The following is a 26,144-nucleotide window of genomic DNA, read 5'->3' on the forward strand; positions in this document are numbered from 1 at the left end:
ACCGGACACGTTCAGTGTCTGTGACGGGCGCGGGGTACGGGTACGGGCGGCATCCCTTCGACCACGGTGTTGCTGATGCTTCCGATGCCCTGGACGGTCATGGTGACCGTGTCTCCGGGAGCGAGCGGTGGCGGTTCCGGGACCAGGTGGCGGCCCCAGAGTTCGGCCAGACAGCCGCCGTTGCCGCAGGTGCCGGAGCCCAGGACGTCGCCGGGGCGGACCCAGGTGCCGCGGGAGGCGTAGGCCGTCATCTCCTCGAAGGTCCATGCCATGTCGGCGAGGCTGTCCTGGCCGACGGTCTCGCCGTTGACCTCGACGGTGAGGTGGAGGTCGAGGAAGCCGTCGGCCGTGCGGTGGGGTTCGAGTTCGTCGGCAGTGACCAGCCAGGGGCCGAGGGTGGTGGCGGAGTCCTTGCCCTTGGCCGGGCCCAGTCCGACTCTCATCTCGCGGCCCTGCAGGTCGCGGGCGGACCAGTCGTTGAGGATCGTGTAGCCGATGATGTGCTCGCGGGCCTGCGCCGGACTGAGGTTGCGGCCCGACTTGCCGATGACCGCGGCTACTTCCAGTTCGAAGTCGAAGCGTTCGCAGCCGGGCGGGACGGGCACGTCGTCGTGGGCGCCGACCACCGCGTAGGGATTGCTGAAGTAGAACGTGGGCGCCTGGTACCACTCTTCGGGGACGGTGTCGCCGTGTCCCCGCGCCATACCCTCCACATGACGCTCGAAGGTCAAGAAGTCCCGCACCGTGGGCGGCTGCAGAGGGGGCAGCAGTCGTACGTCGGCCAGGGGCAGGGGCGATGTCCCGGCCAGGGCGTCCGCAGCTGCCGTGCGCAACATGTCCTCTCCCGCCTTGATGAACTCCTGTAGTTCCGCAGGGACTTCGAAGGGGTGGACCTTGTCGTCCACCACGACTCCCGACTGCCGTCGGCCGCCGTACAGGAAGGTCGCGAACCTCATGACCGGCTCCCTTCCAGCTGGGCGGCGGCGCGCGGCCTCACGCCCAGGAATACGGCGGCGATGACGGCGGCGGTCACGCAGGCGCCGGCGGTGAGCAGGAGGACATCGGCGTATCCGTCCGCCAGGGCCCGTTCGGTGAGCGGGGCGAGCTTGGCGCTGAGTGGGCCCAGGTCGGCGGTGTGCAGCGCGAGCGGGCCGCCTCCCTCGAGAACGGCCGTGGCCGTGCCGTGTTCGGCGGGGGTGAGGGCCGCCGCACCGAGGCTGCCGGTCAGCTGGTCGGTGGCCACGGCGAGGGCGACCGCGCCCACGACCGCGGGGCCGAGGGTCTGGCCGAGGTCGCGAACCAGGCTGGTCGTCGCGGCGGCCATGCCGGTGAGATGGGGCGCCACGACGTTGACCGCGGCGGCGGTGATGGCGGCGACGACCAGTCCGAAGCCGACGCCGTTGAGAACAAGTGGCCCCAGCAGGGCGGGAATTCCGGTCTCGTGCACCGGCACGGCACGCAGCCACAGCTGGGCGACGGCCAGCGAGACGAAGCCGGTGACCAGCATCGGACCCGGCCCCACCCGCTGGAGCAGGCGGACAAGGAGCGGCCAGATGAGCGGGGTGACGGCCTGGATGATCAGGAACGGCACCGCGGCCCGCAGCGGGCTCTGGTGCTGGATGACACCGAGCCGGATGCTCAGGTCGTACGCGCCGCCCAGGAAGCCGAACATGCCGATCACCGCCATGGCGGCCGAGGCCGAGAACGCCCGATTGCGGAACAGCTCCAGGCGCAGCATCGGAGACTTGCTCCGCGACTCGGCCGCGATGAACGCCCCCAGCATCACCGCGGCGAGGACGAAGGAGCCGACGACCGTCACCGACCCCCAGCCGTCGGTGGGGCCCTGGATGATGCCGTAGAGCAGGGCCAGCAGGGCGAGGGCGATGGTGATCTGGCCCGGCCAGTCCAGTGAGCGGCCTTCGGGTGCGCTGGACTCGGTGGTCAGCCGCCAGGCCGCGAACGCGGTGGCGAGCGCCAGGACGCCGGTGGCCGCGAACGCCCAGTGGAACGAGGTGTGTTCGACGACCGCCCCGGACAGCAGCGGGGCTATGAGGGCGCCCAGGGACAGTGCGGTGGTCCAGGAGGCCAGGCCCCGGGCGCGGGCCGCCGGTGTCGGGGTCCCGGCGATGATCACGGCGAGGGAGGCGGGGAAGAGGGCCGCGGCGCCGATGCCGGACAGCGCCTGGCCGGTGATCAGCTGCGCCGCCGAGTCGGCGGTGGCGGAGACCAGATAGCCGACCGCCGCCAGCAGGGCGCCGCCCACCAGGAGTTTCTTGCGGCCGTACAGGTCACCGACGACACCGAAGGTCAGCGCCAGGACCGCGGCGGGGACGAGGAACGCGTCGCTGATCCAGGTGAGTTCGGCGCCGGAGGTCCCCAGGGAGCGCTGGATGACACCGTTGATCGCGGCGGGCAGGACGAGGCCGATCTGGGCGAGGCAGACGGCCAGGCATCCGGCGATGAGGGTGCCCGGACGCAGGACGGCCGGCGCGCTGGAAGGGGCGGCGGCGGGTGGGTCGTAGGCGGGGCTGGAGACCATGTCTCCTCCTTGCTGGGTGCGGGTCATGGCCGAGGGGAAGCGGCCACGGAGGCGGCTCAGGGGTGGGCGAGGCAGGCCATGCGGCCGAAGAGCTGGGGGCCGTCGAGCGGGGGCAGGCCGGGGTCGAGTTCGCGGTAGACCGTGTAGACGTTGACCGCGAGGCGTTCGCTTTCATCGAGGCCGGCGAAGGGGCCGAGGCGGATGTCCCGTGCCGCGTCCGCGGCCGGCATTCCGGCGGTGAAGCGGGCGGTGGCCTCTTCATGGACGTACGAGAGGTAGTCGCGGACGGTCCGGACGGCCGCCTTGGTGGTGACCGGGCCGTGTCCGGGCACGACGGTGTCCACGTCGAGGCCCAGCAGCAGGTCGCAGGCGGCGAGCCCGCCCGCGAACGGGCCGTGCCATACGAGGGGGGTGGCGCCGACGAAGACGATGTCACCGGTGTAGACGGTCCGCGCGCTCGGGACATGGACGATCGTGTCCCCGGCGCTGTGCGCGGCTCCCACGTCGATCAGCCGGACCTCCGTCCCGCCGATGTCCAGGACCGTCTCGCCTTCGAAAACCCGGTTCGGGAGGACGGGTCGGACATCGCGGTAGTCGAAGCGGGCGAAGATCCGGCGGGCGAACCGTCCGGCGTCGCTGTCCTCGGCCAGCAGCGCCCGCACCTCGGCCGGGCCCGCCTGCCGCATGTCGGTCAGCGATCCGCGGGCCGCGATGATCTCGGCGTGGGCCACGAGCTGGTTGCCGAACCAGTGATCGCCGTTGCCGTGGGTGTTGACCACGGTCGAGATGGGCGCGGTGTCGGTCAGCGGCGCAAGGCCGGCCAGCATGGCCCCGGTCAGGTGCAGGTCGAAGAGGGTGTCGACGAGCAGGGACTCGCCGCGGCCGGTGACCAGTCCGGCGTTGCTCATTCCCCAGCCGCCGGCGCTCGGGATCCACGCATGACAGCCACGGCCGAGATCGACCGGGCGGAGGGGAGAAACCAGGGAAGCCACGCTGCCTCCAGTGCAAGACTTGAGTCCATTGATGGACTCAAGTCCACCAATGGACTGCAATGTAAATAGGAGGGGTCGGGCGGGTCAAGACCCGTGCACGCCCGTGCTGTACTGGGGGCCATGCAGATCCCGGAGGCAGGAGCCACAGCCGCAGCGGACACCCGGCCCACCGGACGCCGCGAGCGCAAGCGCCGGCAGGTGCGCGATCAGCTCTACGCCGCCGCGCTGGACCTGTTCGTCACCCAGGGCTACGAGACGACGACCATGGAGCAGATCGCGGAGGCCGCCGACGTGGCCCGGGCCACCGTCTTCAACCACTTCTCCCAGAAGGTCGGCTTCCTGGAGGAGTGGGGCGCCCGGCGGCGGGCGCGGGTCGCGGAGATCCTCGGCTCGTCGCAGCTGGAGGACCTGTCGACGGGCGACCAACTGCGCCGCTACCTACGGGAGATGGCCGAGCTCAATATCGCCTCCCGGCCGGAGACCACCGTCCTGATGGACGCCGGCGCCCGGGTCGGCAGCCTCCTGCACGACCGGTCCCTGGAGATCGAACTGGCGAAGATCGCCGAGCGGGGACGGCAGCGCGGCGAGCTCCGGACAGGTGTCGACGCCGACCAGGTCGGCGCCATGCTGGCCGCCAGCTACTTCTCCACGGTCCTGCGCTGGATCCGGGTGGAACCCGCCCCCTTCGACCTGCGCGACCGGCTCGACGGGGCCCTCGACGTCATCCTGCTCGGCATTCTCGACCGGGAAGGGGAGGGCGTACCTTCCGGCCGCTGAACCGGGCCGGCAGATGGTGCGCGGGATGCGACCTCGGTCGTAGTCCGCCCTCTATCTCCGGATACAGACCGTCGGTGCGGAGATCAGGTTCTGAGCCGATGTGCCGGGGTGGCCGTTCTTCGAGGATTGAAGAAATCCTCCGCCACCTCAGGAGTCTGTGATGAGCACCAAGACAGGGCCACAGCGATACCCCGCCGCAAGCCGTGCGAACTGGTACCAGGACGATTTCGGCGGCGACCCGATGCAGGTCGACGTCGTCGTCCTGCACACCACGGAAGGTTCCAGCCTGCCCGGATACGGCGGCGGTTCCTCCGCACCGAACCTGACGGCGGTCCCCGACCTCGGGGCCAAGAAGCTGAAGTGGTACCAGCACTTCGACATAGAGACCTCCTCCAGAGCGCTGGTCAATCTGCGGGGCGGCGTCGAGACGAACACCATGAACGTGTGCCAGGTCGAGCTGGTCGGCACCTGCGACCCGGCGACGCACGCGAAGTGGAACGCCGCGGGCCGGGCGCACATCTACTGGCCGGACGCGCCCGACTGGGCACTGCAGGGCGTCGCCCGCTTCCTGGCCTGGATGCACGAGGAGCACGGCGTACCGCTGTCCGGCCCGAAGTCGTGGCCCGCGTACCCCACTTCGTACGCGAACCGCGCAGGCCAGCGGCTGAAGGCCGCGCAGTGGACGGACTTCAAGGGAGTGTGCGGGCACATGCACGTGCCCGAGAACGTCCATGGCGACCCCGGCGCGATCGACTTCGCCAGGCTCCTCAAGCACGCGAAGGCGGACCTGGATCTGGGCGACGACACCCCGGAACCGACCACACCCGCCAAGCCGAAGGTCCCCGCGTTCCCGGGACGCAAGCACTTCGTGGCCGGGGCGTCGAACGCGTACGTCCTGCAGCTCGGCAAGCAGTTGGTGAAGCGCGGCTTCGGCGACCACTACAAGGTCGGCCCCAGCAGGACCTGGGGCGAGGCGGACCGGCTGAACGTGCGGGACTTCCAGAAGTCACGGAAGGAACTGCGCGGCGACGCCGACGGCACCCCGGGACCGCTGACCTGGCGCCTCCTGTTTTCCTGAGACCAAGGGGTACGGAGTCCAAGTCACCCGGCGGGCGCGCCCCTTGGGCGGATGAGGCCGCTCTCGTACGCCAGGATCGTCGCCTGCACCCGGTCCCGCAGCCCCAGCTTGGTGAGCAGGGCGTTGACGTGGGTTTTGACGGTTCCGGTGGTCACGCCCAGGGTGGCCGCGATCTCCGCGTTGGCGAGGCCCGAGGCGATGTGGAGCAGCACTTCCCGTTCGCGCGGGGTGAGTTGGCCGAGGGCGCCGGTTACGGCGGGCGGCGGGGGCGCGCCCTGGGCGAAGGTGTCGATCAGGCGGCGGGTGACGGCCGGGGCGAGGATGCCCTCGCCGGAGGCGACGACGCGCAGCGCGGTCAGGAGCTCCTCGGGCTGGGCGTCCTTGAGCAGGAAGCCCGAGGCGCCGGCCCGCAGCGCCTCGTACACGTAGGCGTCGAGGTCGAAGGTGGTGAGCACCAGAACGCGGGGGCCCGTCTCCAGCGCGGTGATGAAACGGGTCGCGGTCAGGCCGTCCATGCCCGGCATCCGGATGTCCATCAGGACCAGGTCGGGCGCCTCGCGGGTGGCGAGCTGCACGGCGCTCGCACCGTCGCCGGCTTCGCCGACCACGGTCATGTCGGGTTCGGCGTCGACGATGGCGGCGAATCCGGCGCGGACCACTGCCTGGTCGTCGACGACCATCACGCGTGTGGCGACGGGGACACCTCCTGGGCCGGGGCGTCCGGACTCGGTCCGGTCCGCAGAGGCAGCAACGCCCTTACCGTACCTGTCGGTTCGAAGGTGACGCGGGCTTGCGCGGCGGTGGCCTGCACCCGCAGGCGTTCCGTGACCGGGCCGTTCACCGCCAGGCGTACGCCGGTGATCGTGAGGTGCAGCGCTCCCCGGCGCCGCCGCAGGCTCACCCGGGCGGGCCCCCGGTCCCCCGCGCCGAGCGCCGCTTCCACCATCCGGTACGCCGTCGCCATCACCAACTCCGGCAGCCCTGCGGCGGATTCGGGGATGCCGCGTACGGTCACCTTCCGGCCTGCGGGGCCCGCTGTCCGGCACAGTGCGTCGAGGTCGGCCACGGTGGGTTGCGGTGAGCGCGGATGTACGTCGTTCATCTCGTGGAGCAGTTCCCGCATGGCGGCGAGCGTGGCGCGGGCCTCGGCGGCCACCTCGTCCAGGCGTCCCTGGTGGGCGAGTTCGACGAGCGAGGAGGTGCGGTGGAGCACCGCGTCACGCAGCCGGGCCGCCAGCCGGTGCCGCTCGACACCGGCCGCGGAGTGCGCCTCCCACAGGGAGTTGCTGAGGGCGAGATCGTCGCGGGCCACAGCGCGCAGCCGTCGACCGCGGACGATCAGCCCCGCGCTCCATGCCAGGGCGAACATCAGACAGAGCAGCATGCCCAGCGGCACGACGAGCAGCGCCACGGTGAGCAGGGAAGGGCCCTCGTCGCCGACCAGCGCGCCGTCGGCGGCGGCCGTCACGGTCAGCACACCGGCGCTCGCACCAGCGGCCACGAGCGGCGAGGGCCAGGTGTACGCGGCGCCGCGACCGTAGGCTCCCAGGGCGTACACGGCCAGCGTCTCGACCACCAGACCGCCCGCCAGGAAGGGCGACACCCGTCCTGACAGCGGGGCCGACACACAGGCCACCGGCCACAGCCACGACGTGGCCAGCACCGCGGCGAGAACCAGCCAGGGTGCGCGTCGCCGCCACAGCAGCGGCAGCGTGTGCAGAGCGAGCAGCGCGGACACCAGGCCGATGACCCAAGGTCCGGTCGTGCCGTCGTGGGGTTTCCAGTCCTCCGCGTCCACCAGCAGGAAGACCAGGGGGAGCACGGTCGCGGTGAAGGCGAGCGCGGTGTCCGTCAGTCTCTGCTCGCGGAGGAAGTCGCGCCGTCGGGGACGTACGTCGGACTGTCGGGGCCCTGTGGCGTCGGGCAGTTGGGCGCGCACGCGCCAGCCCCCGTCGGGCCCGGGTCCCGCCGTCAGTTCCCCGCCGACGGCCGCCGCGCGCTCCCGCATGCCCGTGACGCCCCTGCCGGATCCCATTCCCCCGTAGTCGGCCGTGCCGCGTGCGGCGGCGTTGTCGACGGTCAGTTCCAGCGTCCCGCCCGCACGGCCTACGACGACCCGCACAGCAGCTCCGGGCGCGTGCCGCAGGGCGTTGGTGAGGGCCTCGCGCACGATGCCGTGGACCGCTTCGGCGGCGGGTCCGGCGAGGTCGTCGGGTATCTCGGTGACGATCGGGCGGCCCAACCGGCCGAATCCGGAGACGAGTTCATGGATGCGTCCGGTCATCGGCCGGGCGTCGGCGTGGCCCGCGTCCCGCATCACCGCGACCAGCCGATGGATCGCCGCCAGGGTTTCCCGCCCCGTCCGCTCGGCGAACTCCAGTGCCTCGGCGACGAGTTCGGGCTTGCGGTCGCCGAGTCTGCGAGCCACGTCCACCGTGACCACGACCGAGGTCAGATGGTGTGCGCTGACGTCGTGCAACTCGCGTGCGAGCCTGCCGCGTTCGGCTTCGCCGGCCTGCTGCCGGCTCTCCTCCGCCCCGGCCAGCAGGCGGGCCGCCGCCAGCCTGCCGGCCAGCCACTGCCGCCGCGCCAGCCCGAGGCCCGCGCAGACGACGTACGTGGCTGCCACCAGCGCCAGTTGGGTGGCGAGCGCGGGGTGGAACCCGAGCCGTACGGCCGCCAGCAGCCAGGACGTGCCGACGGCCGCGGCGAAGGCACGCGAGGTGACCGCGACGGGACTTCGGACCGCGACGGAAAAGAGGGCGACCAACAGGCCGAGATCCGCGTATGCGTCGTACGCCGTCGCCTGGCCCAGCGCCGACGCACCCAGGGTCCACGCCAGCGCCCGCACGGGCGCGCGCCGCCGCAGGCTCAGCGCTACGGTCTCCACCGCGACGGCGACGAGAATGCCGACGACACCGACCGGGCCCGGTGTCCCGGTCTCCACCAGACCGGACCCGGGCCACAGCAACACCACCTGCACGGCGACGAGCAGCCCCGGAAGCGCCCAGTTTCGTGTCGTCTCCATGTCGGGCACGAGCGTAAGGCCCGCCGCACGGTCAGGGCATCGGGCCTCCGGCCCTACCCGCGTGAGGCGTCTCTATCCTGCGGTAGAGGATCCGGTCCTCCGCTGCGCCGACGATTCAACGGCCGCCCGGCGGAAGGCTGGTGGCCATGGACATCACTTCGCTCACCGTCGCACTCAGCGTGGTCGTGATCGCCGCGGCCGGCGTCCTCACCGCCTCCAACGAACCGCCCCTGTGGGTCTATGTGCTGACCTGTGCGGGCTCTTGGCCCCTGAGCAACGCCCTGTTCAACGCGCACGCCTACACATCGGCCGTCGGGAACGGCGCCGTCGGCGAATGGGCCGTGCGGATCGCCATCGCCTCCAGCCTCACTGCCCTGCTGAGCTTCTTCGTCAGCAGGGAAAGCCGCGCGTGCGCCGACGACGAACACACCACCGACGCCCTCTCGGCCTGATCCACGTCATTCGGTGCCGGTCTCGGCCTTGTGCAGCATCTGGGCCAGCAGCAGGGCGCCTCCGGCCGCCGCCCCGACCGCGCCCGCGGCCATGAAACCGTGCGAGGAACGCCAGGACAGCACCGACCACCGCGACTGCGCGGAAAACACCGATCCCGTACTCAGCCAGGACCCGGTGGAGATCAGCGACAGGGCGGAACCGATCGAGCCCACCGACAGGGCACTTCCGATCGAGCCGACCGACAGGGCCGAACCGACGGACCCCACGGACAGCACCGATCCCACTGAGCCGATCGACAACACGGAGTCCTGGGACCACAACGACAGCACCGAACCAGAGGAGGCGCGACGGACCGACCGTACGGGCAGTTTTGTCATGAGGCCATCCTGCCGCTGCGCGCCGTGAATCGTCAGGTGAGCGTGCCGGCGAGCCACATGCGCCAGACATGCCGGGTGTTCGGGATCTCGGGACGGTCGAGGAGCCAGAGCACATAGCCCGCGTGAAGCCGCGCCGTGGGGTTCTCCGAGCGATGAGCCCTGCGAAGCCTGTCGCGCAGCTCGTCTCCGTCCACGGCTCGGGCGACCCGGACGTACTCACGGTCCTTGCACCGGTGGGACCGCTGGACGACGAGGCCGACCAGGTCGATGAGTCTCGCCCTCACCTGGTGGTCGTGGTCGGCAGCGGCCAGTTGCCTTATCAGGGATTGCTTCGTGCCCCATGCCTTGGCGTGCTGTGTCCACTCCCGGGGGTACCGGACCTCCCACTCCAGGTACAGCAGGGCGAAGGGCAGCCCCGGCCACGTGGTGATCTCCTGGGAGTACGGCTTGCTCCACAGTGCCTCAGGCAGGCTACGGCTCGCCGCCTCGTCGTAGGCCTTGTCCGCGGCCGCCCGGTCCCGCGCCTTGAGTCGCAAACAGGGGGTCGGGTGCCAGGCTTGTTGGACCCGGAGAACAGCAGCCTCGACCTCGCTGCGGGCACTGGCCAGTCGGACGAGGGCAGCGGCACGTTCGGCGGGGTCCGGGGCTGTCAGGCCGTAGGCCCACGCCAAGCGCTCGCTCCACCCCTGGTCGTCGTCGGTACCCGGGCCCGCCACCTCTGTCATGGGGCAGATCATCGCCTGTCCGGTACGCCTACGCGATCCAAATACGTATGGCCGCGTACGGCAGCGGAAGCGGGCGCCTTTGCGTGGAGGGCGCCCGTTCCGGTGTGCGGGTCAGGCCGGTGCACCGGCCGTCGAGCCCGCCCGGGCGAGCTCCCGGACAACCGGGCGGCGCCGGGTCGGGATGACCTTCGGGTTGGCGACGCCCCAGGCCGCGCCCTTGCAGATCAGTTCCTTGTAGACGGCGGCGACCCGTCCTGTCAGGGCCGCGCGGACGGCGCGGTCGTCGGCGGTGACGTACTGGATCAGGCCTTCCTTGCGGCCCAGCGAGATGCACTGGTTGTAGTAGCGGATCGGCACGTTCGGGAGCTTGCCGCCGGTCAGACGCCCCGTGATGGCGTCGGCCGCCTGCCACGCGGTGGGGACGCCCGAGGCGCACGACATGCGCAGCGGCTTGTCGCCGGGGCCCATCACCCTGGCCGCGTCGCCGATCGCGTACACATCCGGGTGCGAGACCGAGCGCATGGTCCGGTCGACCACGATCTGGCCGGTGCCGGTGACCTCCAGGGTGGTGGCCTTCGCGATCGGGTGGACGGCGAAGCCGGCGGTCCACACGGTGACCGCGGCCGGGATGGACGTGCCGTCGGCGGTGGCGATCCGGTCGGCCTGTACGGCGGCGACGGCGGCGTGCTCGTGCACGGTGATGCCGAGCTTGTCGAAGACCTTGCGCAGATGCCGGCTGCCCTTGGGCGAGAGCCAGTCCCCGAGGCCGCCGCGGGCGGCGAGGACGACGTCGAGGTCCGGGCGGGCCTCGGCGATCTCGGTCGCGGCCTCCACGCCGGTCAGGCCGCCGCCGACGACGGCCACGGTCTCTCCGGCGTCCAGGCCGGCCAGCCGCTCGCGCAGCCGGAGCGCTCCGGGGCGGCTCGCGATCTGGTGGGCGTGCTCGGTGGTGCCGGGGACGCCCTGGTCGTTCCAGCCGCTGCCGAGGGCGTACACGAGGCTGTCGTACTCCAGCTCCTCCGCGCCGTTCGCGTCGAGGACGGCGACGGTCTTGCGGTCGACGTCCACGCCGGTGACCTTCGCGAGCTTCAGTTCGACGCCGGTGCCCGCGAACATCTCGCTGAAGGGCCGGGGCGTGAGGTTCCGGCCGACCGCCAGCTGGTGCATCCGCACGCGCTCGACGAAATCGGGCTCGGCGTTGACGAGAGTGATGGCGACGTCTTCGCGGCGCAGCCGCTTGGCAAGGCGTCCGGCGGCGATGGCTCCGGTGTATCCGGCCCCGAGGACGATGATGCGGTGCTGCATGTCCCTGCTCCTGTCTCAAGCGGATTCGCCTCTTGAACCGGGCAGCCCGCCGTTTCCTGACAGCAGCACGATGTGAAGCACCTCACATCAGGGAACATCGGGGTGTACCGGGGTGCACCGGGCTCAGAAGGCGTGGAGCAGGGGTTCCCCGTGGTCGGCGGCCGCCCAGCGCCGGGTCGCGCGTTCGAGCTTGTCGGGGTTGACCTGGTTGCGGAACGCGGCGATGCCCTCGGCGGTGACCTCCAGGCACATGACGCCGATGACCCGGTCGCCGAGAACCGCCACGAGGGCGGGGGCTCCGTTGGCGGTCGTGGTGTAGACCCCGGGCGAGCCGCCGACCAGGGCGCGCTTGCTCTGGCCTGGTTTGAACAGGCCCCGCATGAACTTGGCGACCGCGAGAGCACCCTCGAACGCCTTGGCGCGGGCCGGGATCTTCCCCCCGCCGTCGCCGATCGCGATGGCGTCTTCGGTGAGCAGCCGCACGAGCGGCTCGGTCCGGCCGCTGGTGGCGGCCGCGAGGAACTCCTCGACGACCCGCAGGGCGGCGGCTTCGTCGATCTCGGCGCGGGCCCTGCCGTCCGCGACGTGCTTCTTCGCGCGGTGGAAGATCTGCTGGCCGGCGGCCTCGGTGGTGTCGAGGATCTCGGCGATCTCCCGGTGCGAGTAGCCGAAGGCCTCCCGCAGCACGTACACCGCCCGCTCGTTGGGGGAGAGTCGCTCCAACAGGGCGAGAACCGCGTACGAGACCGATTCGCGCTGCTCGGCGGTGTCGGCGGGGCCGAGCATCGAGTCCCCGTCGAGCAGCGGCTCCGGCAGCCAATGGCCCACATAGGTCTCGCGCCGTACGCGGGCCGAAGTGAGCTGGTTGAGGCACAGGTTGGTGAGGACCTTCGTCAGCCATGCCTCGGGGACCTCGATGCGGTCGACGTCGGCGGCCTGCCAGCGCAGGAACGTCTCCTGCACGGCGTCCTCGGCCTCGCTCGCCGAGCCGAGGAGGCGGTAGGCGATGGCCTCCATGCGGGGTCTGGAGGCCTCGAACCGGTCCACATCGTTCATGGTCAGGGCCATGAACCGGATCCTAACTCTCGCGGCGCGACGGCCGCGGCATGGGCCGCCGTGCCCGGCGGCCGTGCACGGCGGCCGAGATGCTGCGACGGTCAGGACGCCGTCTGCTGCTGGAACAGGTCGAGGGAGATGTGCGGGGACAGCGCGTGGAGGAAGGCGGGTGCGTCGAAGATCTCGCCGGCGGAGGCGACTCCGACCGTCCTGGTCTGCCCCGTGAGGATGCGGTGGACCGCTTCCACCACGAGCGGCGCGGTGACCGCGTAGATGTCCTGGCCCCTGGCCACGGCGCGCCGTTCGGTGCCGCCGGAGCGTACGACGACGTCGACGAGGAAGGTCTGCTCGGACCGCCCGTGCTCGTCGACCGCGGCCGGCGACGGTGTGTCAGGGGCCGACAGGTCCCTGGCCGCCTCGGTCGTCATGTAGGTGCGCACCTCGGGGATGGACAGGTGGCTGGGGATGGTGACGACGTCGGCCATCGTGAACTCCCCGAGGACGGACCTGGTGCCCAGCGGGTCGGGGAAGGGCCAGTCCAGGGTGGGCAGGGCGTCGTCGTGGTGCTCAAGGCGCCCGTTCGTGTAGCGCAGGCGCCGGCCGCCTCGCCGGGCCCCGGAGACCTCGCCCGCGGCGCGCGTGCCGGCTGTGGGGTGCCAACTGCTCAGCCCGTACGCGATGTGGGCCTCGTCGGCCTCCGTCCAGTCGCCCATCGCCGCGGTGGCCAGCAGGTCGCCGAGGCCGCCGTAGAAGGCCATCGCGGGGACGATCACCGTTCCCGCGGCGCGGGCGCGGTCCGTGAAGTGCGCGAACGTGTCGAGGTTGGCCTCGAGCTCGGCCGCCACGTCCACATACGGGATTCCGGCACGCAGTGCCGCCTCGATCAAGGGGGCGGCGGTCGTGGCGAAGGGCCCGGCCGTGTTGATCACGGCCGCGGCTCCGGCCAGTGCGCGATCGAGCGAGGCCGGATCGTCGACGGACGCCGGCCGGGCGTCAAGTCCGGGACGGGACGCCTGCATTGCCCGCAGCTTGTCGGCGTCGCGGCCGGTGAGAACCGGGACGAACCCGCGATCCAGCAGCTCTGCCACCACGAAGCGCCCGGTGTGCCCGTACGCGCCGAACACCGCCACCGTCTGACCGGACTGTTCCGGCTGTCCCGATCCCATGAGTTCTCCCCCGTAGTCGACTGATCCGCCGTACCCGACCGATCCGCCGTACTCGATTGATCCGTTACGGACATCCTGGCGAATGCCGGTGTCCCGCCGCGAGTGTCCGGAACGCCATGCCCCGTACAATTACGGACATGGGATCTGTCGCGCTGGCCGTCACCGACGGGATGCTTCACTTCGAACTGTCCGTGGCGTACGAGGTGTTCGGCCCCGCCCCGGCCGCCGTGACCGTCCCCTGGTACGACCTCGCCGTCTGCGGACCGGACGCCGTGCGGGTCGGCCGTTTCCGGCTGGAGCCCGACCACGGACTCGACCGGCTCCGGTACGCCGACACCGTGATCGTCCCCGGCTGGGCGGACGTCGACGTGGACCCGCCCGCCGATCTGGTCGACGCGGTGCGTGCGGCCCACGAGGCGGGTGCGCGGGTGGCGTCCCTGTGCACGGGCGCGTTCGTGCTGGCCGCCGCCGGCCTGCTGAACGGCAGGCGCGCGACCACGCACTGGGCGCACACCGAGATCCTGGCCGCCCGTTACCCCGGAGTGGCGGTCGACCCGGACGTCCTCTACGTGGACAACGGCAGCGTGCTCACCTCCGCAGGGAAGGCCGCCGCGCTGGACCTGTGCCTGCACCTCGTACGCCTCGACCACGGCTCGGCGGTCGCCAACACCGTCGCCCGCCGCCTGGTCGTGCCGCCGCACCGGGCAGGCGGCCAGGCCCAGTTCGTCGCCACCCCGATGCCCAGCCGGGACGACCACCCGCTCGCCGCGCTGTTCCCCTGGGTGATCGAACGCCTCGACCAACCCCTCACCGTGGAGGACCTGGCCCGCCGGGCGCGGATGAGCTCACGCAATCTGGGCCGCCACTTCAGGGCGGTGACCGGCACCACCCCGCTGCAGTGGCTGCTGACCCAACGGATCCGCCGCGCCCAGGAGTTGCTGGAAACCACGGACGACGTCGTCGACACCATCGCGGCGGCCACCGGCATGGGAACCGCCACGACGCTGCGCCGCCATTTCAACCGCACGGTCGGCGTACCCCCGGACACCTACCGCCGGACTTTTCGCTCACGCTATGAACCAACTGTGCCGTCTGTTCCTCCAGTTGCCCTGGATCATGTGCAGTAGCGAAGATCTTGTAGGGTGATCGTTCCGCTCCTCACAGGAGCAGGAACCAACACCAAACAACGAGGGAACACATGAAGCTGAATCTGCGCCGAATACCGTCTGCACGGCGCTCGTCCGCGGGCAGGAAGGCCATGTCGGTCGCGCTGGTCGGCGTCACCGTCGCGGGCGTTTCGGCACTGGCCGTCTCCCCGGCGTCGGCCTTGAGCTGGACGTGCAAGAGCAGCTCCAAGACCATCGACGACGCGGGGTACTCCGGTCCCTGGGGCGACAACTGGGACTTCACAGTCACGAACTGCGTGGCCCGGTCCGGCAGTTACGTCTACGCCAAGGCCACGGTGAAGTGGGACGCTCCTCCGTGGTACTCCGGATCCACCGACAACCTGGCTGAAGTCTTCGACAGCGCCGGATTCCGGCTCTATCTCAAGCACGCCGACGCCGGCGCGGACACCGTCCTGGTCAAGAAGGACTTCGACATCCAGGGCAAGCTGGCCGCCATGAACGGCGCGGGCAACGGTTCGTGGACCTCGTCCACGATCAAGAAGAAGGTCGGGAGCAAGACCGCGTACGCCGACGGCGCTCTGCGGCTCAACTGGGACGAGGACGGCACGGGCGTCCGCACCTACGACTTCACGGCCACCAGCTCGAAGTGACGCCTGAGGTCCGGCACTGACGCGGAGCCTTCCCCGGACATCTGAAGCACACTCGCGATCCGCGATCCGCCGGGTGTGACGTCCGGCCGGGACTGTGCGCTGGATGAGTGCCGCCTGTCGATCAAGACAGTGGCAGTACGAGCAGAGCACCCAACCGCTCTGCTCGTACTGCCTTTTGCGGCTCACCCGCAGACGTCCCACTGAAGGAAGCGGCCGAACACGTGCGCATAAGACAGTTCGCAGAAAGAGCAGCACTCTCCGCTGCCCTGAGCCTCTCGCTCCTCGGCCTCGGAACGACCACGGGCTTCGGGACGACCCCGGCAGCCGCGGACACCAGCACCGCACTGCCGATCAGTTCGTATCGCGACATGGCTGTCGACGCAGCCCATCAACAGGTCTTCCTCAGCGACCCGTTCGGTGACAACGTCCTGGTGACGGACTACAGCGGCCAGGTCGTGAAGCTGATCAGCGGTGAGGACGGCGCCTGGGGGTTCGCGCTTTCCAGCGACTCCAGCACGCTGTACGTGGCACTCCGCGACGCCGGCGCGATCGCCGCGATCGACACCGCGACCCTGCAGGAGACCGCCCGGTACGACACCGGAACCGGCGCGGGCGCCTACGCCGGCCCGACCTCCCTCGCGTCAGCCGGCGGAAAGCTCTGGTTCGGCTACAGCACCGACATCTGGCACGGTGCCCTCGGCTCCCTCGACCTGAGCGGCCCGCAGCCGGTCGTCGCCCTGGGCCAGGGCCCCGACCTGTTCCGCGGCTCGCCCCGCCTGGCCGCCACGCCGGAGCATCCGGACACCCTCGTCGCCGCCGAGTCCGACGGCAACAACGCCGCCCTGGCCGTGTACGACGTGAGTACGGGCCAGGCCAACGCTCAGGCGATGCGCGTCGCTCCGGGTCCTGACGGGTGCGCGAGCCTCCAGGACCTCGCCCTGACGCCGGACGCCGCGCGGGTCGTCGTCGCCTGCGCCTCGCCCTACTACCACCAGGCGTTCCGCACCGCCGACCTGGCGGACGACGGCCGGTACACCACCAGCCACTACCCCGACGCGGTGGCCATCGCCCCCGACGGCACGATCGCCGCGGGCGTCGACGGCGCCTCCGAGCCCGACGTCCACCTGTTCGCACCGGGCGACTCCACGGCGTACAAGACCTGGGACTTCCCGGCGCCGTCCCCCTACGCCACCACCACCCTCCAGCCCGGTGGTCTCGCCTGGACTCCGGACGCCGGCCGGATCTTCGCGGTCACCAAGGACAGCGGCTCCTCGTCCCTGACGCTGCAGGTCCTGAACCACCCGCAGGTCGCCACCACCGTCACCGTGCAGGCGCCCGCCTCGTCCCCCCGGAACCAGGACCTCACCCTCACCGGAAAGCTCGAAGCACCCGTGGGGTTCAGCACCACAAGCACCGTCGACATCTGGCGGCTCGACGACCCCCTGGCAGGTGAGGGCACGCTGATCGGGTCCGCGCCCGTCGCCGCCGACGGAACGTTCAGTTACACCGACTGTCCCAGGGCCAAGGGCAATGTCCAGTACACCGTCCAGTACTACGGCGACGCGCGGCACGCCTACGCCTACGGCTCGGTCACGGTCGACATCACCTCCGACTGAGTCCCTTCCGGGCCGCGAGCAGTTCGAAAAGGCGCCCGGCCGGGGTTTCCCGGCCGGGCGCTTTGCGTGGGAGCATCTCGCCTGCTGCCGCTTCGGATGACACATCAGGCGTCGGGTGTGACGTTGTGACGCAGGTCACGGGAAGTCGGTGTGGGGTGCCGGACAGCTCATTGAGGTGAGCACTCATATGCGTACCCGGGTACGGGCCGGGGATTCGAGCGCGTTCGCGGAGCTTTTCGACAGCTACGCCCGCGCCGTCTACAACCATGCCTTCCGGCTGACCGCCGACTGGTCGACGGCCGAGGACGTGATGGCCGCGACCTTCATGGAGGCGTGGCGGCTGCGCGACAGGGTCGACCCCGAGGGCGGCTCCCTGCGGCCCTGGCTGCTGGGGATCGCCACCAACACCGCGCGCAACCAGCACCGGAGCAACCGCCGCTACCGGGCCGCCGCCAACGCCGCCGCCGCGGCCGAGATGTCGATGCCCGACCACGCCGACGAGGTGGCCGGCCGGGTCGACGACCGCCGGCGTCTCGCCACCGCCCTCAGCGCCCTCGCCAAACTGCGCAGACCGGAGCGCGAGGTCATCGCGCTCTGCCTGGGCGAGGGCCTGGACTACGAGGCCGCGGCGGAAGCGCTCGGCATCCCGGTCGGCACGGTCGCCTCCCGGCTGTCCCGGGCCCGCAGGAAGCTGCGTGCGCTGGCCGAGGCCGAACTGGCCCGCCCGCCGGCCCAGTCGCTCCGTCCGGCCACCGAACTGTCGCGCCCCGCAACGGAAACAGCGCGCAAGAAAGTTCGCGAGAAACGGGAAGTCGGACTCCCCGCCCGACAGATAAGAGGCGATCACGCAAACGCGATCCGGCCCGCACAGGAAGGAAACCGATGAACGCGAACACGTCCCGGCAGAGCCCGGCAGAGTGGGACGAGAGCGATGAGCTCCTGTCCCGGACAGCGCGAGACCTGCCTACGGGCCGTCACCAGTTCCACAAGGAGCGTCTGATGGCCCAGATCCACGACACGCAGCAGCAGGACTCCCGTACCGCGACCCCTGCCAAGGCACGACGGTTCCAGCTGCCGCGTCCGGCGTTCGCACTGCCCGCGATGGTCGCGGCCGCCGCGGGGGCGGTCGTCCTGGCCTCCGTGCTGGGCCCCGACGGCGGCGGGGTCAGGGACGGCGGCGTCGCCACCGGACCGGCCCTGACCACGGAGATCGGAACCGCGAGCACCAGTGGCCTGCCCCAGCTGCTCGACCAGATCTCGCTCGCGGCGGCCGACACCTCCCACCCGGACGTCAAGCCCGGCCAGTACGTCTACATCGAGTCCAAGACGGCCGACACCTTCATCAAGACCGTCAACGACAAGTCCTCCCTGGCCAGCCATGAACTGCACAAGCGTCAGATCTGGGAGTCCGCGGACGGCGTCGAGGGCTGGCTGATCGACCCCGCGGTCAACGACGGCCCCGAGGGCGAGACCCTGACCCTGCCCGACGAGCAGGGCAACACCCCGACGGCGCATCTCGGCGCTCCGTCGTACGACTACCTCACCAAGCTGCCCACCGACCCCGACGCACTCCTCGCCAAGATCTACAAGGAGACCAAGGGCCAGGGAAACACCCCTGACCAGCAGGCCTTCAGCACCATCGGTGACCTGCTCGGCGAGAGTTACCCGCCGGCGGAGCTCTACTCGGCCCTCTTCGAGGCCGCCGCGAAGATCCCGGGCGTCGTCGTCGTCGACGACGCGGTGGACGCGGCAGGGCGGCACGGGGTGGCGGTGGCCCGGCTCGACGAGACCAGCGGCCAGCGCGAGGAATGGATCTTCGACAAGAAGAGCCATGTCTTCCTCGGCGACCGCACCGTCCAGGTGCGCAAGAACGGCGGCACGGACGGACTGATCACACCCGGCACGGTGGTCTACACCAGCGCCATCATGAACCGGGCCATCGTCGACGACATGAAGCAGACCCCGTCGCAGACCGGCTGACACGCCCGTACCCCCACCAGCCGGGTAACGAAGAAACCCCCCGGGTCCTTGACCCGGGGGGTTTCTAGTCCCGGCTGTTGCCGCGGCGCAGTGCGCGGGCGCACCAGCCGATGACCGTGGCGTTGACCAGCGCGCCGACAACCACGGCGAGGAGGCCCATGGCGGCGCCGTCCGGCAGCACGAACAGTACGAAGCTGCCGGGGGCGGTGGCGAGGAGTGGGACGACTCCGGCCATGGACTCGTCCGAGCTGTCGCGGGCGTTCACCACGAGCGCCCACACGAGCAGGGCGGCGCAGGCCGCGAGGTAGATGAGGGCGGCGACCTCGCCGAGCGCGTGGCGCAGCCGGCGCGGGAGGGTTCGGCCGGAATCGGTACCGGTCACGGGGTGGGCTCCTCGAATGTGGGTGGGGACGTCAGAGGTGGGTGCCGGGCGGGTTCGGGCGGGCCAGGCCGAGGTCGTACGCGAGGATCGTCGCCTGTACGCGGTCGCGCAGGCCCAACTTGCGCAGCAGCGCGTTCACATGGGACTTCACGGTGCCGACGGTGATGCCGAGTTCCCCGGCGATCTCCGTGTTGTTGAGACCGGACGCGACCAGGGAGAGCACGTTGCGCTGGCTGCCGGTCAGGGTGTCCAGCTCGCGGGGGCCGCTCCCGGCCCGGGTCCCGGTGGCCGCCCGGGACGCGTAGTGGCCGATGAGGCGGCGGGTCGCGGACGGGGCGAGCACACTCTCTCCGGTGGCCACCACCCGGATGCCGTGCAGCAGTTCGGAGGCGTGCACGTCCTTGAGCAGGAAGCCGGAGGCACCGGCGCGCAGCGCGTCGAAGACGTACGCGTCGAGGTCGAAGGTGGTCAGGACCAGGACCCGGGGCGCGTTCTCCCGGCCCGTGATGATGCGGGTGGCGGCGATGCCGTCGAGTTCGGGCATCCGTACGTCCATGACGATCACGTCGGGGGCCAGCTCCGCGGCGAGACGTACCGCGGCCACTCCGTCGGCGGCCTCACCGACGACCGTCATGTCCTCCTCGGCGTCGATCACCGCGGCGAACCCCGCCCGTACGATGCCCTGGTCGTCGACGACCAGCACCTTGAGGCTCATCGTGCGCTCTCCTCGCTCTCCGGCGCTGCCGCGAGAGGCAGCCGGAGGCAGACCGTACCCGGCCGATCATTGGTCAAGGTGCCGCCGAGAGCCGCGACCCGGGCCGCAAGACGCTCCCGTACGGCGGGACGGGCGGCCCTCGGAACCCCGGTGGCCGTGAGCGTCAACGTACCGTCGTGCACGTCGAGTTCGAGCACCGCGGGCTCCTCGCCACCGGCCGCGAGCACCGTCTCGGCGGCGTGATAGGCGGCCAGGTCCACGGCGGTGGGCAGGTGTTCCGGTACGCGGTCGGTCAGCCGTATCTCCACCTCGCGGCCGGTGGCCCGGGACTGGTGGGCGAGCAGGTCGAGGGCCTGGAGGGTGGGCTGCGGGCGCAGTTCGGGCCCTGTCTCGCCCTCACCCTCGCGGACCGCGTCGAGGAGGGCGCGCATCGCGGCCAGGGCCTCGCGGGCGCGTTCGGCGGTCTCGTCGAGCCGGCCCGCCTCCGCCTGCGCGACCATGTCGGCGGTGCGGGCCAGCACGGTGGTCTCGAGGCCCGCGGCGATCCGGCGCCGCTCGGCCCACGCGTCGCGGACGGCTTCCCCGGTCCAGGTGGCGAGCTGTTCCTCCCGCACACCCCGGGCGGCCAGGTCGCGCCGTCCGCGCAGGATGCCGCCCCACCAGGCCGCCCCGACCGCCAGGGACGCCCCGGCCGTGGCCGACGCGGCGACCGCCCAGGCGGGGACCGTCGTGCCGCGGTCGAGAACGGCGACGGTCAGGGCGGCCGTGTGCACGACCACAGCAGCGATGCGCTCCGCGCGGAGAGCAGTCGTAACACTGCGGGTCCGTGGGGGCTGGTCGCGCAGTTCCCCGCGCCCCTTTCGGGGCCCTGTCGTACGGGGCGCTGCCTTACGAGCCGCCTCCGCCGCGAGGGCCGCACAGGTGGCGAGCATGCTCAGCGCCGGTGGCAGGACGACCGGCCCGCTGTAGTCGCCCACCGCCATCGCCACCGGCCACAGCAGGGCCAGGCCCAGCAGGACGCCGTAAGCCGTGCGGGGTGCCCTGCGCAGCCACAGCAGCGCGACCGCCTGTGCCGCCGCCAGCAGGGCGAACAGCACGCCCGCCGACACATGCGAACTGCTCGACGCCGTCTCCGCCCGGATCACCAGCACCGGGAGCAGCGGCTGCAGGACCAGGCCGACGGCGGCTGTCAGCTGGGCCACGCGGTAGCTCCGCGGGACGGACCGCTCCGCCGGGGCGGCGGTCCGGCCGGGCAGGACCGCGCGCACCTCCCAGCCGCCGTCCGCCGTCGGGCCGCTGTGCAGGGTGCCGCCCGCCTCCCGTGCCCGGGACCGCAGGAAGCCCTGGCCGCGTCCCCCGCCCAGGCCGGCGCCGTGCGCCGTCGAACCCTCCGGCGGCGCCGCGCTGGTGACGACGACGTCCGTGCGGGTGTCGCCGTACCGGCACCGCACCGTCGTCTGCGCACCGGGGGCGTGCCGGGCCACGTTGGTCAGCGCCTCGCGCACGATGCCGTACGCCGCGTCCGCGAGGGCGCCGTCCGGCAGGGGGTCGATCTCGCAGTCCACCTGCTGATCGAGGCGACGGAACCCCGCGACCAGGTCGAGGAGCCGGTCCTCCGGCGAGGGCAGGTCCTCCCGCGAGGGTGCCGGGGCCCGTACGGCGCCGAGTGCGCGGGTCACCTCGCGGCCGGTCCCGACCGCGAACTCCAGTGCCTCGGCGGCCAGTTCGGGGCGACGGTCGCGCAGTCCGAGCGCCGCGCCCGCCGTGACGACCACGGCCGTCAGATGGTGGGCGCTGACGTCGTGCAACTCCCTTTCCATACGGCGCCGTTCGACCGCCGGGAGCCGGTGGCGCTCGGTCTCGGCCCGCTTCAGGAGGAGTTCGGCCGTCTGTCGCGCGCGACGGGTCCGCCGTACGAGCAGGCCGGCGCCGCACGCGACGGCGTACAGCAGAGCGGTCAGGACGAGGTCGAGTCCGTTCCGGTCGCTGAGGCCGTGCAGGCTGAGGCCCTGCAGAAGCTGCCAGGCGACGAGCGCAACCACGCACAACACGGCGGTGAAGGTGTCGCGTTCGGTCGCCACCGTGAACAGGGCCAGCGCGACACCCGCGGTGCCGAGTACCGCCATCGCCCCGGTGGGCAGCGGCCCGGCGCCGACCGCACATGCGGCCGCGACGAGGACGAGGGTGGTCACCGGGCGGGTACGGCGCAGCGCGAGCGCGGCCGTCACCGGTCCGGCGACCAGGGCCGCCACGAGCAGGGCGGACGCGGAGGGGACGGACCCGCGCAGCAGCGCCGCCCCGGGCCACACCAGGGCCTGGGCGCAGATCAGCAGGACCGGGAGCAGCCGGTCGTCGGTTCGATTCATGACGGAACCAGGCTATGGGCGCGGGTACGCGGGCGGTGTCCGGCTGAAGGCGGATTCCGTTCTCTTACCTGGGTTATAGATGCGGCGGCGCCCGGTCGGAGGACGGTTCGGCAGCGTTCTCCACCCCTGGTTCAACGCGGTAATCGTCCCGCAGCCCGAGGACGGCGCAATGCCCCGGGCCCTAGTCTCGAACACATCGAGAAAGCGACCGAGAAAGTGATCGACCACCGGCTCCACCAGCGGTTTCTTACAGGCTTTTCCGGTATCGCTTTCCCGTTCCATTCCGCAGGTGCACCGCACCTGCTCCCAACGAATTCAGGGGGAACTCCCATGTCCAAGCCCATGTCCAAGCGCATTGTCGTGTCGTCGCTCGTCGGCATTGCCGTCATCGGCGGAATAACCGCCGGCGGCCTCGCCATCGCCTCGGCCTCTGCCGCCACGAAGCCCACCTTGGAGAACAGCTCGGCCCGCTACGTCGCTCCGTCCGGCAGCAAGGCGGGCTCGCTCACCTTCACCACGGACGTGAGTGACGACTCGGGCATCAAGGGTCTCAAGGTCATCCCGTGGCCCGCGGGTTCGGCGCTCGGCCTGACCGAGGCGGACCTTCAGCACGGGGAAAGCGCCAAGTGCAAGAGCACCTCGGACGAGACGTCCCGCTGCACCTACACGCTGAAGGTCACGAAGAAGGAGGCGGCCGAACTGGACCAGGGCACCTGGTACATCTCGGCGCTCGCGACGGCCAAGGACGGCGACACGAAGTTCGATTCCATGACCGCCCGCTTCAACGTCACCCGCTGACCCGCCCGCTTCGGCCGGGCCCGGCGTAGCGGTCGCGCATCGCCGGGCTCGCGGCCGGGCCCGCCGTGAAGACGTACGCGTCGCTGTCGTCGAGGCGGCGGCCGGTGCCGGCATCGACGACCGTGGGCTCGACCTCTTCGCCGCTGTTCGCGTCGACGAGGATCATGCTGCGTTCCTCCGGCGCGAGGCGGGAGTTGCCCCAGGCGGCGAGGGCCACGATGACCGGGCGCAGGGAGCGGCCCAGGTCGGTCAGTACGTACTCGTGGCGGACGGGGTTCGTCTGGTACGGCCGACGCTCCAGCAGGCCGTCCGTCACGAGGGTCTTCAGGCGGGTCGTGAGCATGCTGGAGGAGATGCCCAGGCTCTCCTGGAACTGGTCGAAGCGGGTGTAGCCGTCGAAGGCGTCGTGGAGGATCAGCAGCGTCCACCACTCACCGACGTGCTGCACGGTGGTGGACAGCGGGCATTCCCGGTCCTCCAGCCTGATGCGACTCGCCACCGTGACCATCTCCCAGTTACTGCTAAAGTCGAAGTTAGTAGCTTCTATTTTAGCAGTAACCGAGGGAGGAGATCGTCATGAACCAGAACCAGGACCAGCCCCTGACCATCACCCCGGACGCGCTGCCCGAGGTGATCACCCGCTATCTGAAGGCGCACCGCGCCCACGACACCGCCACCGCGGTCACCTCGTTCACCGATGACGCCACGGTGATCGACGACGGCCGTACGTACCAGGGCGTCGCGGCGATCGAGGAGTGGCTGAACCGCTCCGCGACCGAGTTCACGTACACCATCGAACTCACCGGGGCCCAGCGGACCGGCGCGACCCACTATGTCGCCGTGCACCACCTCGAAGGCGACTTCCCCGGCGGCACCGTCGACCTGCAGTACCGGTTCGCGCTGCACGGCGATGCCATCGGACGCCTGGTCATCGGGCCGTGAGCCCCGGCAGTTGCTTCGCGATGTTCCGCTTGACGGTGGCCGCGAACTCCGTGGCGGTGTCGCACAGTTGCTTCGTCGGCTGCGGGGCGTACACGGTCAGTTGGAACAACTCGATGGTGTGGTCGCCGACGGAGTTCGTGTAGGTCCGGTGCGGCGTCCGTACGGTGCAGCTGTCGTCCTCGGCCTCGTCCGCGATGGCGTAGCCGGTCGTCCCGGAGACGTCCACCCGCTCGCCGTCGTCCGCCAGTTCGTTGTCGCGGCTGAACTGGATCTCCACCTCGCGTTCGCCGTCGTCGCTCGACCAGTCGCAGTTCCAGGAGCCGAAGCCGCGGTCCTGGTTTCCCGCCTCGACGCCGGGAAGGCGCTCGAGCGCGGTGGCGTCGAGCAGCTTGCAGGCGTCGACCCGGGCCAGTGAGTTCGCGGCCGGCGCCGACGAACGCCGGGGTACCGGGCCGTCGTCCAGCACGCCGACCACGTGATCGGTTGCGGCGTCGGCGAGTTCGCACGGGTCGGGCGACTGTTCGGCGAGCTGCTTCCCGATGATCCGGATCTGCTTGCGGTCGGCGGTCATGACGGCCCGCCGGCAGGCGTTCCCCTCGCGCCGGAGTGTCACGACAGTGATGTTGCCGACCAGCCGGGTGGACAGGTCGCCGTCGAACGTGTCCTGGTCCGCGTCGAGGTTGACCTGGACGTCGGCGTTGTCGTCACCGCTGCTGTTGTGCACCAGGACGTCACATCTGTCGATCTCCCCGTAGTCCGGGTCCAGTTCGGTGCCGCCGAAGCGGCTCAGCGAGGCGGCGTCGAGCAGTTTGCAGGGGTCGGCCGTACGGTCGTCCCCCATGGCGCCGGCCTTCGCCGTGGCCGGGGGTTTCGCGTCGGCCACGGCGTGTGCGTCGTCCTCGCCTTTCGAGGCCCACGGCCCGTAGAGGACGAGGCCGGCCGTGAGCGCACCCGCCAGCGCCAGCGCCACCGCCGTGATCGTCAGGGGGCGGCGGCGACGGCGTACGGCACGCGGCAGTTGGAGCGTGAAGGCGGATAGGTCCAGCGTGCGGCTTTCGTGCAGCTGCTCCTGCAGGTGCGGGGGCGGCGGGGCGGCGCGCGTCAGCAGCTTCCGTGCCCTGGCGGCGTCAGGCCTGCGTCGGGGTTCCACCTCGAGCAGCGCGGTGAGCGGCTCGGTCAGCGGGCCGGCCCGGTGCGCGGGCTCGATGTGCCCCTCGACGGCCCGGGCCAGATACGTCATGAGGTGCTCGGCCTCCCCGTACGGAGACCGGCCCTCCACCGCCGCGAACAGGGAGGCGCCCAGCGAGAACACGTCGGCCTTCTCGCCCGCGGGCTGCCCCCTGGCCACCTCGGGGGCCAGATACCGGGGCTTGCCGCGCACACTGCCCGTCGCGGTCTGCGTGGCGTCGCTCCACAGGGCCCGGGAGATCCCGAAGTCGGTCAGTCTCGCGACGCCTTCTTCGGTGACGAGGATGTTCTCCGGTGTCACATCGCCGTGCACCACGCCCTCGCCGTGGGACTTCGTCAACGCGTCCGCGATCTGGCAGCCGATCGACCCGGCCTCCTCGGGTGCGATCGGGCCGCGCTCGTTGAGGATCTGCGCGAGGCTGCGCGAGGGCACGTACTCCATGACGATCCAGCAGGTGGCGCCCTCGTCGACGAAGTCGAAGACGCCCACGATGTTCGGGTGGTGCAGCCGCCCGGCGTTGCGCGCCTCGCCCATCAGCCGCTGTGCGGCCCGGTCGTCGTCCAGGCGCGCGCACTTGACCGCGACCCACCGCTCGAGCCGCTCGTCCCAGGCCCGCCAGACGACACCCATCCCGCCTCTGCCGATGGGCTCCTGCAAGAGATACCGGCCCGCGATCCTGTCCCCGGCCTCCGGCGTAACCAGCACCCCGCCACTCCTCGCCCACTCGCACGTGGTCCTGCCACACGGTGACGGAGTGTACTCAGCGGGCACTCAACAGTGATCCGCTTCACAGGACTTGGGGCGGACCCGCCCAGAACCCCCACAGCGCACCGGGATCACGGTCTCCGCACACACAACGACCCAATGGATCACGCCACTTGGG

Annotated in this window: 25 protein-coding genes; 10 read left to right on the plus strand and 15 right to left on the minus strand. The window is 71.1% G+C overall.

What is annotated here, in order from left to right; all coding sequences use genetic code 11:
* Nucleotides 1-11: 11 nt before the first annotated feature.
* From OG246_RS07810 to OG246_RS07820, 3 genes are read right to left on the minus strand one after another with little or no spacing between them, the layout of a single operon-like run.
* On the minus strand, nt 12-956 hold the full coding sequence (locus OG246_RS07810) for a fumarylacetoacetate hydrolase family protein (protein WP_266457806.1): 945 nt from the start codon (nt 954-956) through the stop codon (nt 12-14).
* Nucleotides 953-2,539, minus strand: coding sequence for an MFS transporter (locus OG246_RS07815; RefSeq protein ID WP_266457808.1), 1,587 nt, complete (start codon nt 2,537-2,539; stop codon nt 953-955). The genes OG246_RS07810 and OG246_RS07815 overlap by 4 nt, the downstream gene beginning before the upstream one ends.
* A 56-nt stretch (nt 2,540-2,595) precedes the next feature.
* Nucleotides 2,596-3,447, minus strand: coding sequence for an MBL fold metallo-hydrolase (locus tag OG246_RS07820; protein WP_266457810.1), 852 nt, complete (start codon nt 3,445-3,447; stop codon nt 2,596-2,598).
* Between the two features lie 204 nt (nt 3,448-3,651).
* Between OG246_RS07820 and OG246_RS07825 the strand changes: the two genes are divergently transcribed.
* Together OG246_RS07825 and OG246_RS07830 are read left to right on the plus strand one after the other, a co-directional pair.
* Entirely contained in the window at nt 3,652-4,308 is a 657-nt protein-coding gene (locus OG246_RS07825) for a TetR/AcrR family transcriptional regulator (protein ID WP_266457812.1), read from the plus strand.
* A gap of 160 nt (nt 4,309-4,468) precedes the next feature.
* Nucleotides 4,469-5,386, plus strand: coding sequence for a peptidoglycan-binding protein (locus OG246_RS07830; protein WP_266457815.1), 918 nt, complete (start codon nt 4,469-4,471; stop codon nt 5,384-5,386).
* A 23-nt stretch (nt 5,387-5,409) separates the two neighbouring features.
* Here OG246_RS07830 and OG246_RS07835 read toward each other — a convergent pair whose 3' ends face one another.
* Entirely contained in the window at nt 5,410-6,066 is a 657-nt protein-coding gene (locus OG246_RS07835; RefSeq protein WP_266463963.1) for a response regulator transcription factor, read from the minus strand.
* A complete protein-coding gene (locus OG246_RS07840) occupies nt 6,066-8,414 on the minus strand; it encodes a histidine kinase (RefSeq protein WP_266457818.1) in 2,349 nt (782 codons plus the stop codon). The genes OG246_RS07835 and OG246_RS07840 overlap by 1 nt, the downstream gene beginning before the upstream one ends.
* 146 nt (nt 8,415-8,560) lie before the next feature.
* Between OG246_RS07840 and OG246_RS07845 the strand changes: the two genes are divergently transcribed.
* Nucleotides 8,561-8,866, plus strand: coding sequence for a hypothetical protein (locus OG246_RS07845; RefSeq protein WP_266457821.1), 306 nt, complete (start codon nt 8,561-8,563; stop codon nt 8,864-8,866).
* A 6-nt stretch (nt 8,867-8,872) separates the two neighbouring features.
* Here the strand turns inward: OG246_RS07845 and OG246_RS07850 are convergent, their stop codons facing one another.
* The 5 genes from OG246_RS07850 to OG246_RS07870 form a co-directional block, all read right to left on the minus strand.
* Nucleotides 8,873-9,244, minus strand: coding sequence for a hypothetical protein (locus OG246_RS07850; protein WP_266457824.1), 372 nt, complete (start codon nt 9,242-9,244; stop codon nt 8,873-8,875).
* A gap of 32 nt (nt 9,245-9,276) precedes the next feature.
* Nucleotides 9,277-9,969 carry a hypothetical protein gene (locus OG246_RS07855; protein WP_266457827.1) on the minus strand — a complete coding sequence of 231 codons (693 nt, stop codon included), beginning with the start codon at nt 9,967-9,969 and terminating at the stop codon, nt 9,277-9,279.
* Nucleotides 9,970-10,080: 111 nt separating this feature from the next.
* Nucleotides 10,081-11,274, minus strand: coding sequence for an NAD(P)/FAD-dependent oxidoreductase (locus tag OG246_RS07860; protein ID WP_266457830.1), 1,194 nt, complete (start codon nt 11,272-11,274; stop codon nt 10,081-10,083).
* Nucleotides 11,275-11,397: 123 nt separating this feature from the next.
* On the minus strand, nt 11,398-12,342 hold the full coding sequence (gene sigJ, locus OG246_RS07865) for an RNA polymerase sigma factor SigJ (protein ID WP_266457832.1): 945 nt from the start codon (nt 12,340-12,342) through the stop codon (nt 11,398-11,400).
* An 89-nt stretch (nt 12,343-12,431) separates the two neighbouring features.
* Nucleotides 12,432-13,496: a trans-acting enoyl reductase family protein gene (locus OG246_RS07870; protein WP_266457833.1), complete on the minus strand. Its 1,065-nt coding sequence runs from the start codon at nt 13,494-13,496 to the stop codon at nt 12,432-12,434.
* Between the two features lie 137 nt (nt 13,497-13,633).
* On the opposite strand from OG246_RS07870, the gene OG246_RS07875 reads away from it, so the two are divergent.
* The 5 genes from OG246_RS07875 (at nt 13,634) to OG246_RS07895 (ending at nt 18,869) form a co-directional block, all read left to right on the plus strand.
* Entirely contained in the window at nt 13,634-14,623 is a 990-nt protein-coding gene (locus OG246_RS07875; RefSeq protein WP_266457834.1) for a helix-turn-helix domain-containing protein, read from the plus strand.
* A gap of 71 nt (nt 14,624-14,694) precedes the next feature.
* Nucleotides 14,695-15,273 (plus strand): hypothetical protein, encoded by a 579-nt coding sequence (locus OG246_RS07880; RefSeq protein ID WP_266457835.1) that lies wholly within the window; start codon nt 14,695-14,697, stop codon nt 15,271-15,273.
* A gap of 368 nt (nt 15,274-15,641) precedes the next feature.
* Complete coding sequence (locus OG246_RS07885) at nt 15,642-16,889, plus strand: YncE family protein (RefSeq protein WP_266457836.1); 1,248 nt, start codon at nt 15,642-15,644, stop codon at nt 16,887-16,889.
* A gap of 187 nt (nt 16,890-17,076) precedes the next feature.
* On the plus strand, nt 17,077-17,775 hold the full coding sequence (locus OG246_RS07890; protein ID WP_266457837.1) for an RNA polymerase sigma factor: 699 nt from the start codon (nt 17,077-17,079) through the stop codon (nt 17,773-17,775).
* Entirely contained in the window at nt 17,772-18,869 is a 1,098-nt protein-coding gene (locus OG246_RS07895) for a CU044_5270 family protein (protein ID WP_266457838.1), read from the plus strand. The genes OG246_RS07890 and OG246_RS07895 overlap by 4 nt, the downstream gene beginning before the upstream one ends.
* Nucleotides 18,870-18,933: 64 nt before the next feature.
* Here the strand turns inward: OG246_RS07895 and OG246_RS07900 are convergent, their stop codons facing one another.
* Genes OG246_RS07900 through OG246_RS07910 form a run of 3 tightly spaced genes read right to left on the minus strand, consistent with a single transcriptional unit; the run spans nt 18,934 to nt 22,332 of the window.
* Nucleotides 18,934-19,251 (minus strand): SCO4225 family membrane protein, encoded by a 318-nt coding sequence (locus OG246_RS07900; protein ID WP_266457840.1) that lies wholly within the window; start codon nt 19,249-19,251, stop codon nt 18,934-18,936.
* 31 nt (nt 19,252-19,282) lie between these two features.
* On the minus strand, nt 19,283-19,966 hold the full coding sequence (locus OG246_RS07905) for a response regulator transcription factor (RefSeq protein ID WP_266457842.1): 684 nt from the start codon (nt 19,964-19,966) through the stop codon (nt 19,283-19,285).
* Nucleotides 19,963-22,332: a histidine kinase gene (locus tag OG246_RS07910; RefSeq protein ID WP_266457845.1), complete on the minus strand. Its 2,370-nt coding sequence runs from the start codon at nt 22,330-22,332 to the stop codon at nt 19,963-19,965. Before OG246_RS07910 ends, OG246_RS07905 begins: the two co-directional genes overlap by 4 nt.
* A gap of 342 nt (nt 22,333-22,674) precedes the next feature.
* On the opposite strand from OG246_RS07910, the gene OG246_RS07915 reads away from it, so the two are divergent.
* On the plus strand, nt 22,675-23,130 hold the full coding sequence (locus OG246_RS07915; RefSeq protein WP_266463964.1) for a DUF5707 domain-containing protein: 456 nt from the start codon (nt 22,675-22,677) through the stop codon (nt 23,128-23,130).
* Here the strand turns inward: OG246_RS07915 and OG246_RS07920 are convergent.
* Entirely contained in the window at nt 23,120-23,638 is a 519-nt protein-coding gene (locus OG246_RS07920) for a helix-turn-helix domain-containing protein (protein ID WP_266457848.1), read from the minus strand. The genes OG246_RS07915 and OG246_RS07920 overlap by 11 nt on opposite strands.
* Before the next feature lie 68 nt (nt 23,639-23,706).
* On the opposite strand from OG246_RS07920, the gene OG246_RS07925 reads away from it, so the two are divergent.
* A complete protein-coding gene (locus OG246_RS07925) occupies nt 23,707-24,072 on the plus strand; it encodes a nuclear transport factor 2 family protein (RefSeq protein ID WP_266457851.1) in 366 nt (121 codons plus the stop codon).
* Here OG246_RS07925 and OG246_RS07930 read toward each other — a convergent pair.
* Nucleotides 24,059-25,966, minus strand: coding sequence for a serine/threonine-protein kinase (locus OG246_RS07930; RefSeq protein WP_266457854.1), 1,908 nt, complete (start codon nt 25,964-25,966; stop codon nt 24,059-24,061). The two genes, OG246_RS07925 and OG246_RS07930, sit on opposite strands and share 14 nt — an antisense overlap.
* Nucleotides 25,967-26,144 lie beyond the last annotated feature (178 nt).

The organism is Streptomyces sp. NBC_00620 (genome assembly GCF_026341825.1).
Lineage (GTDB): Bacteria > Actinomycetota > Actinomycetes > Streptomycetales > Streptomycetaceae > Streptomyces.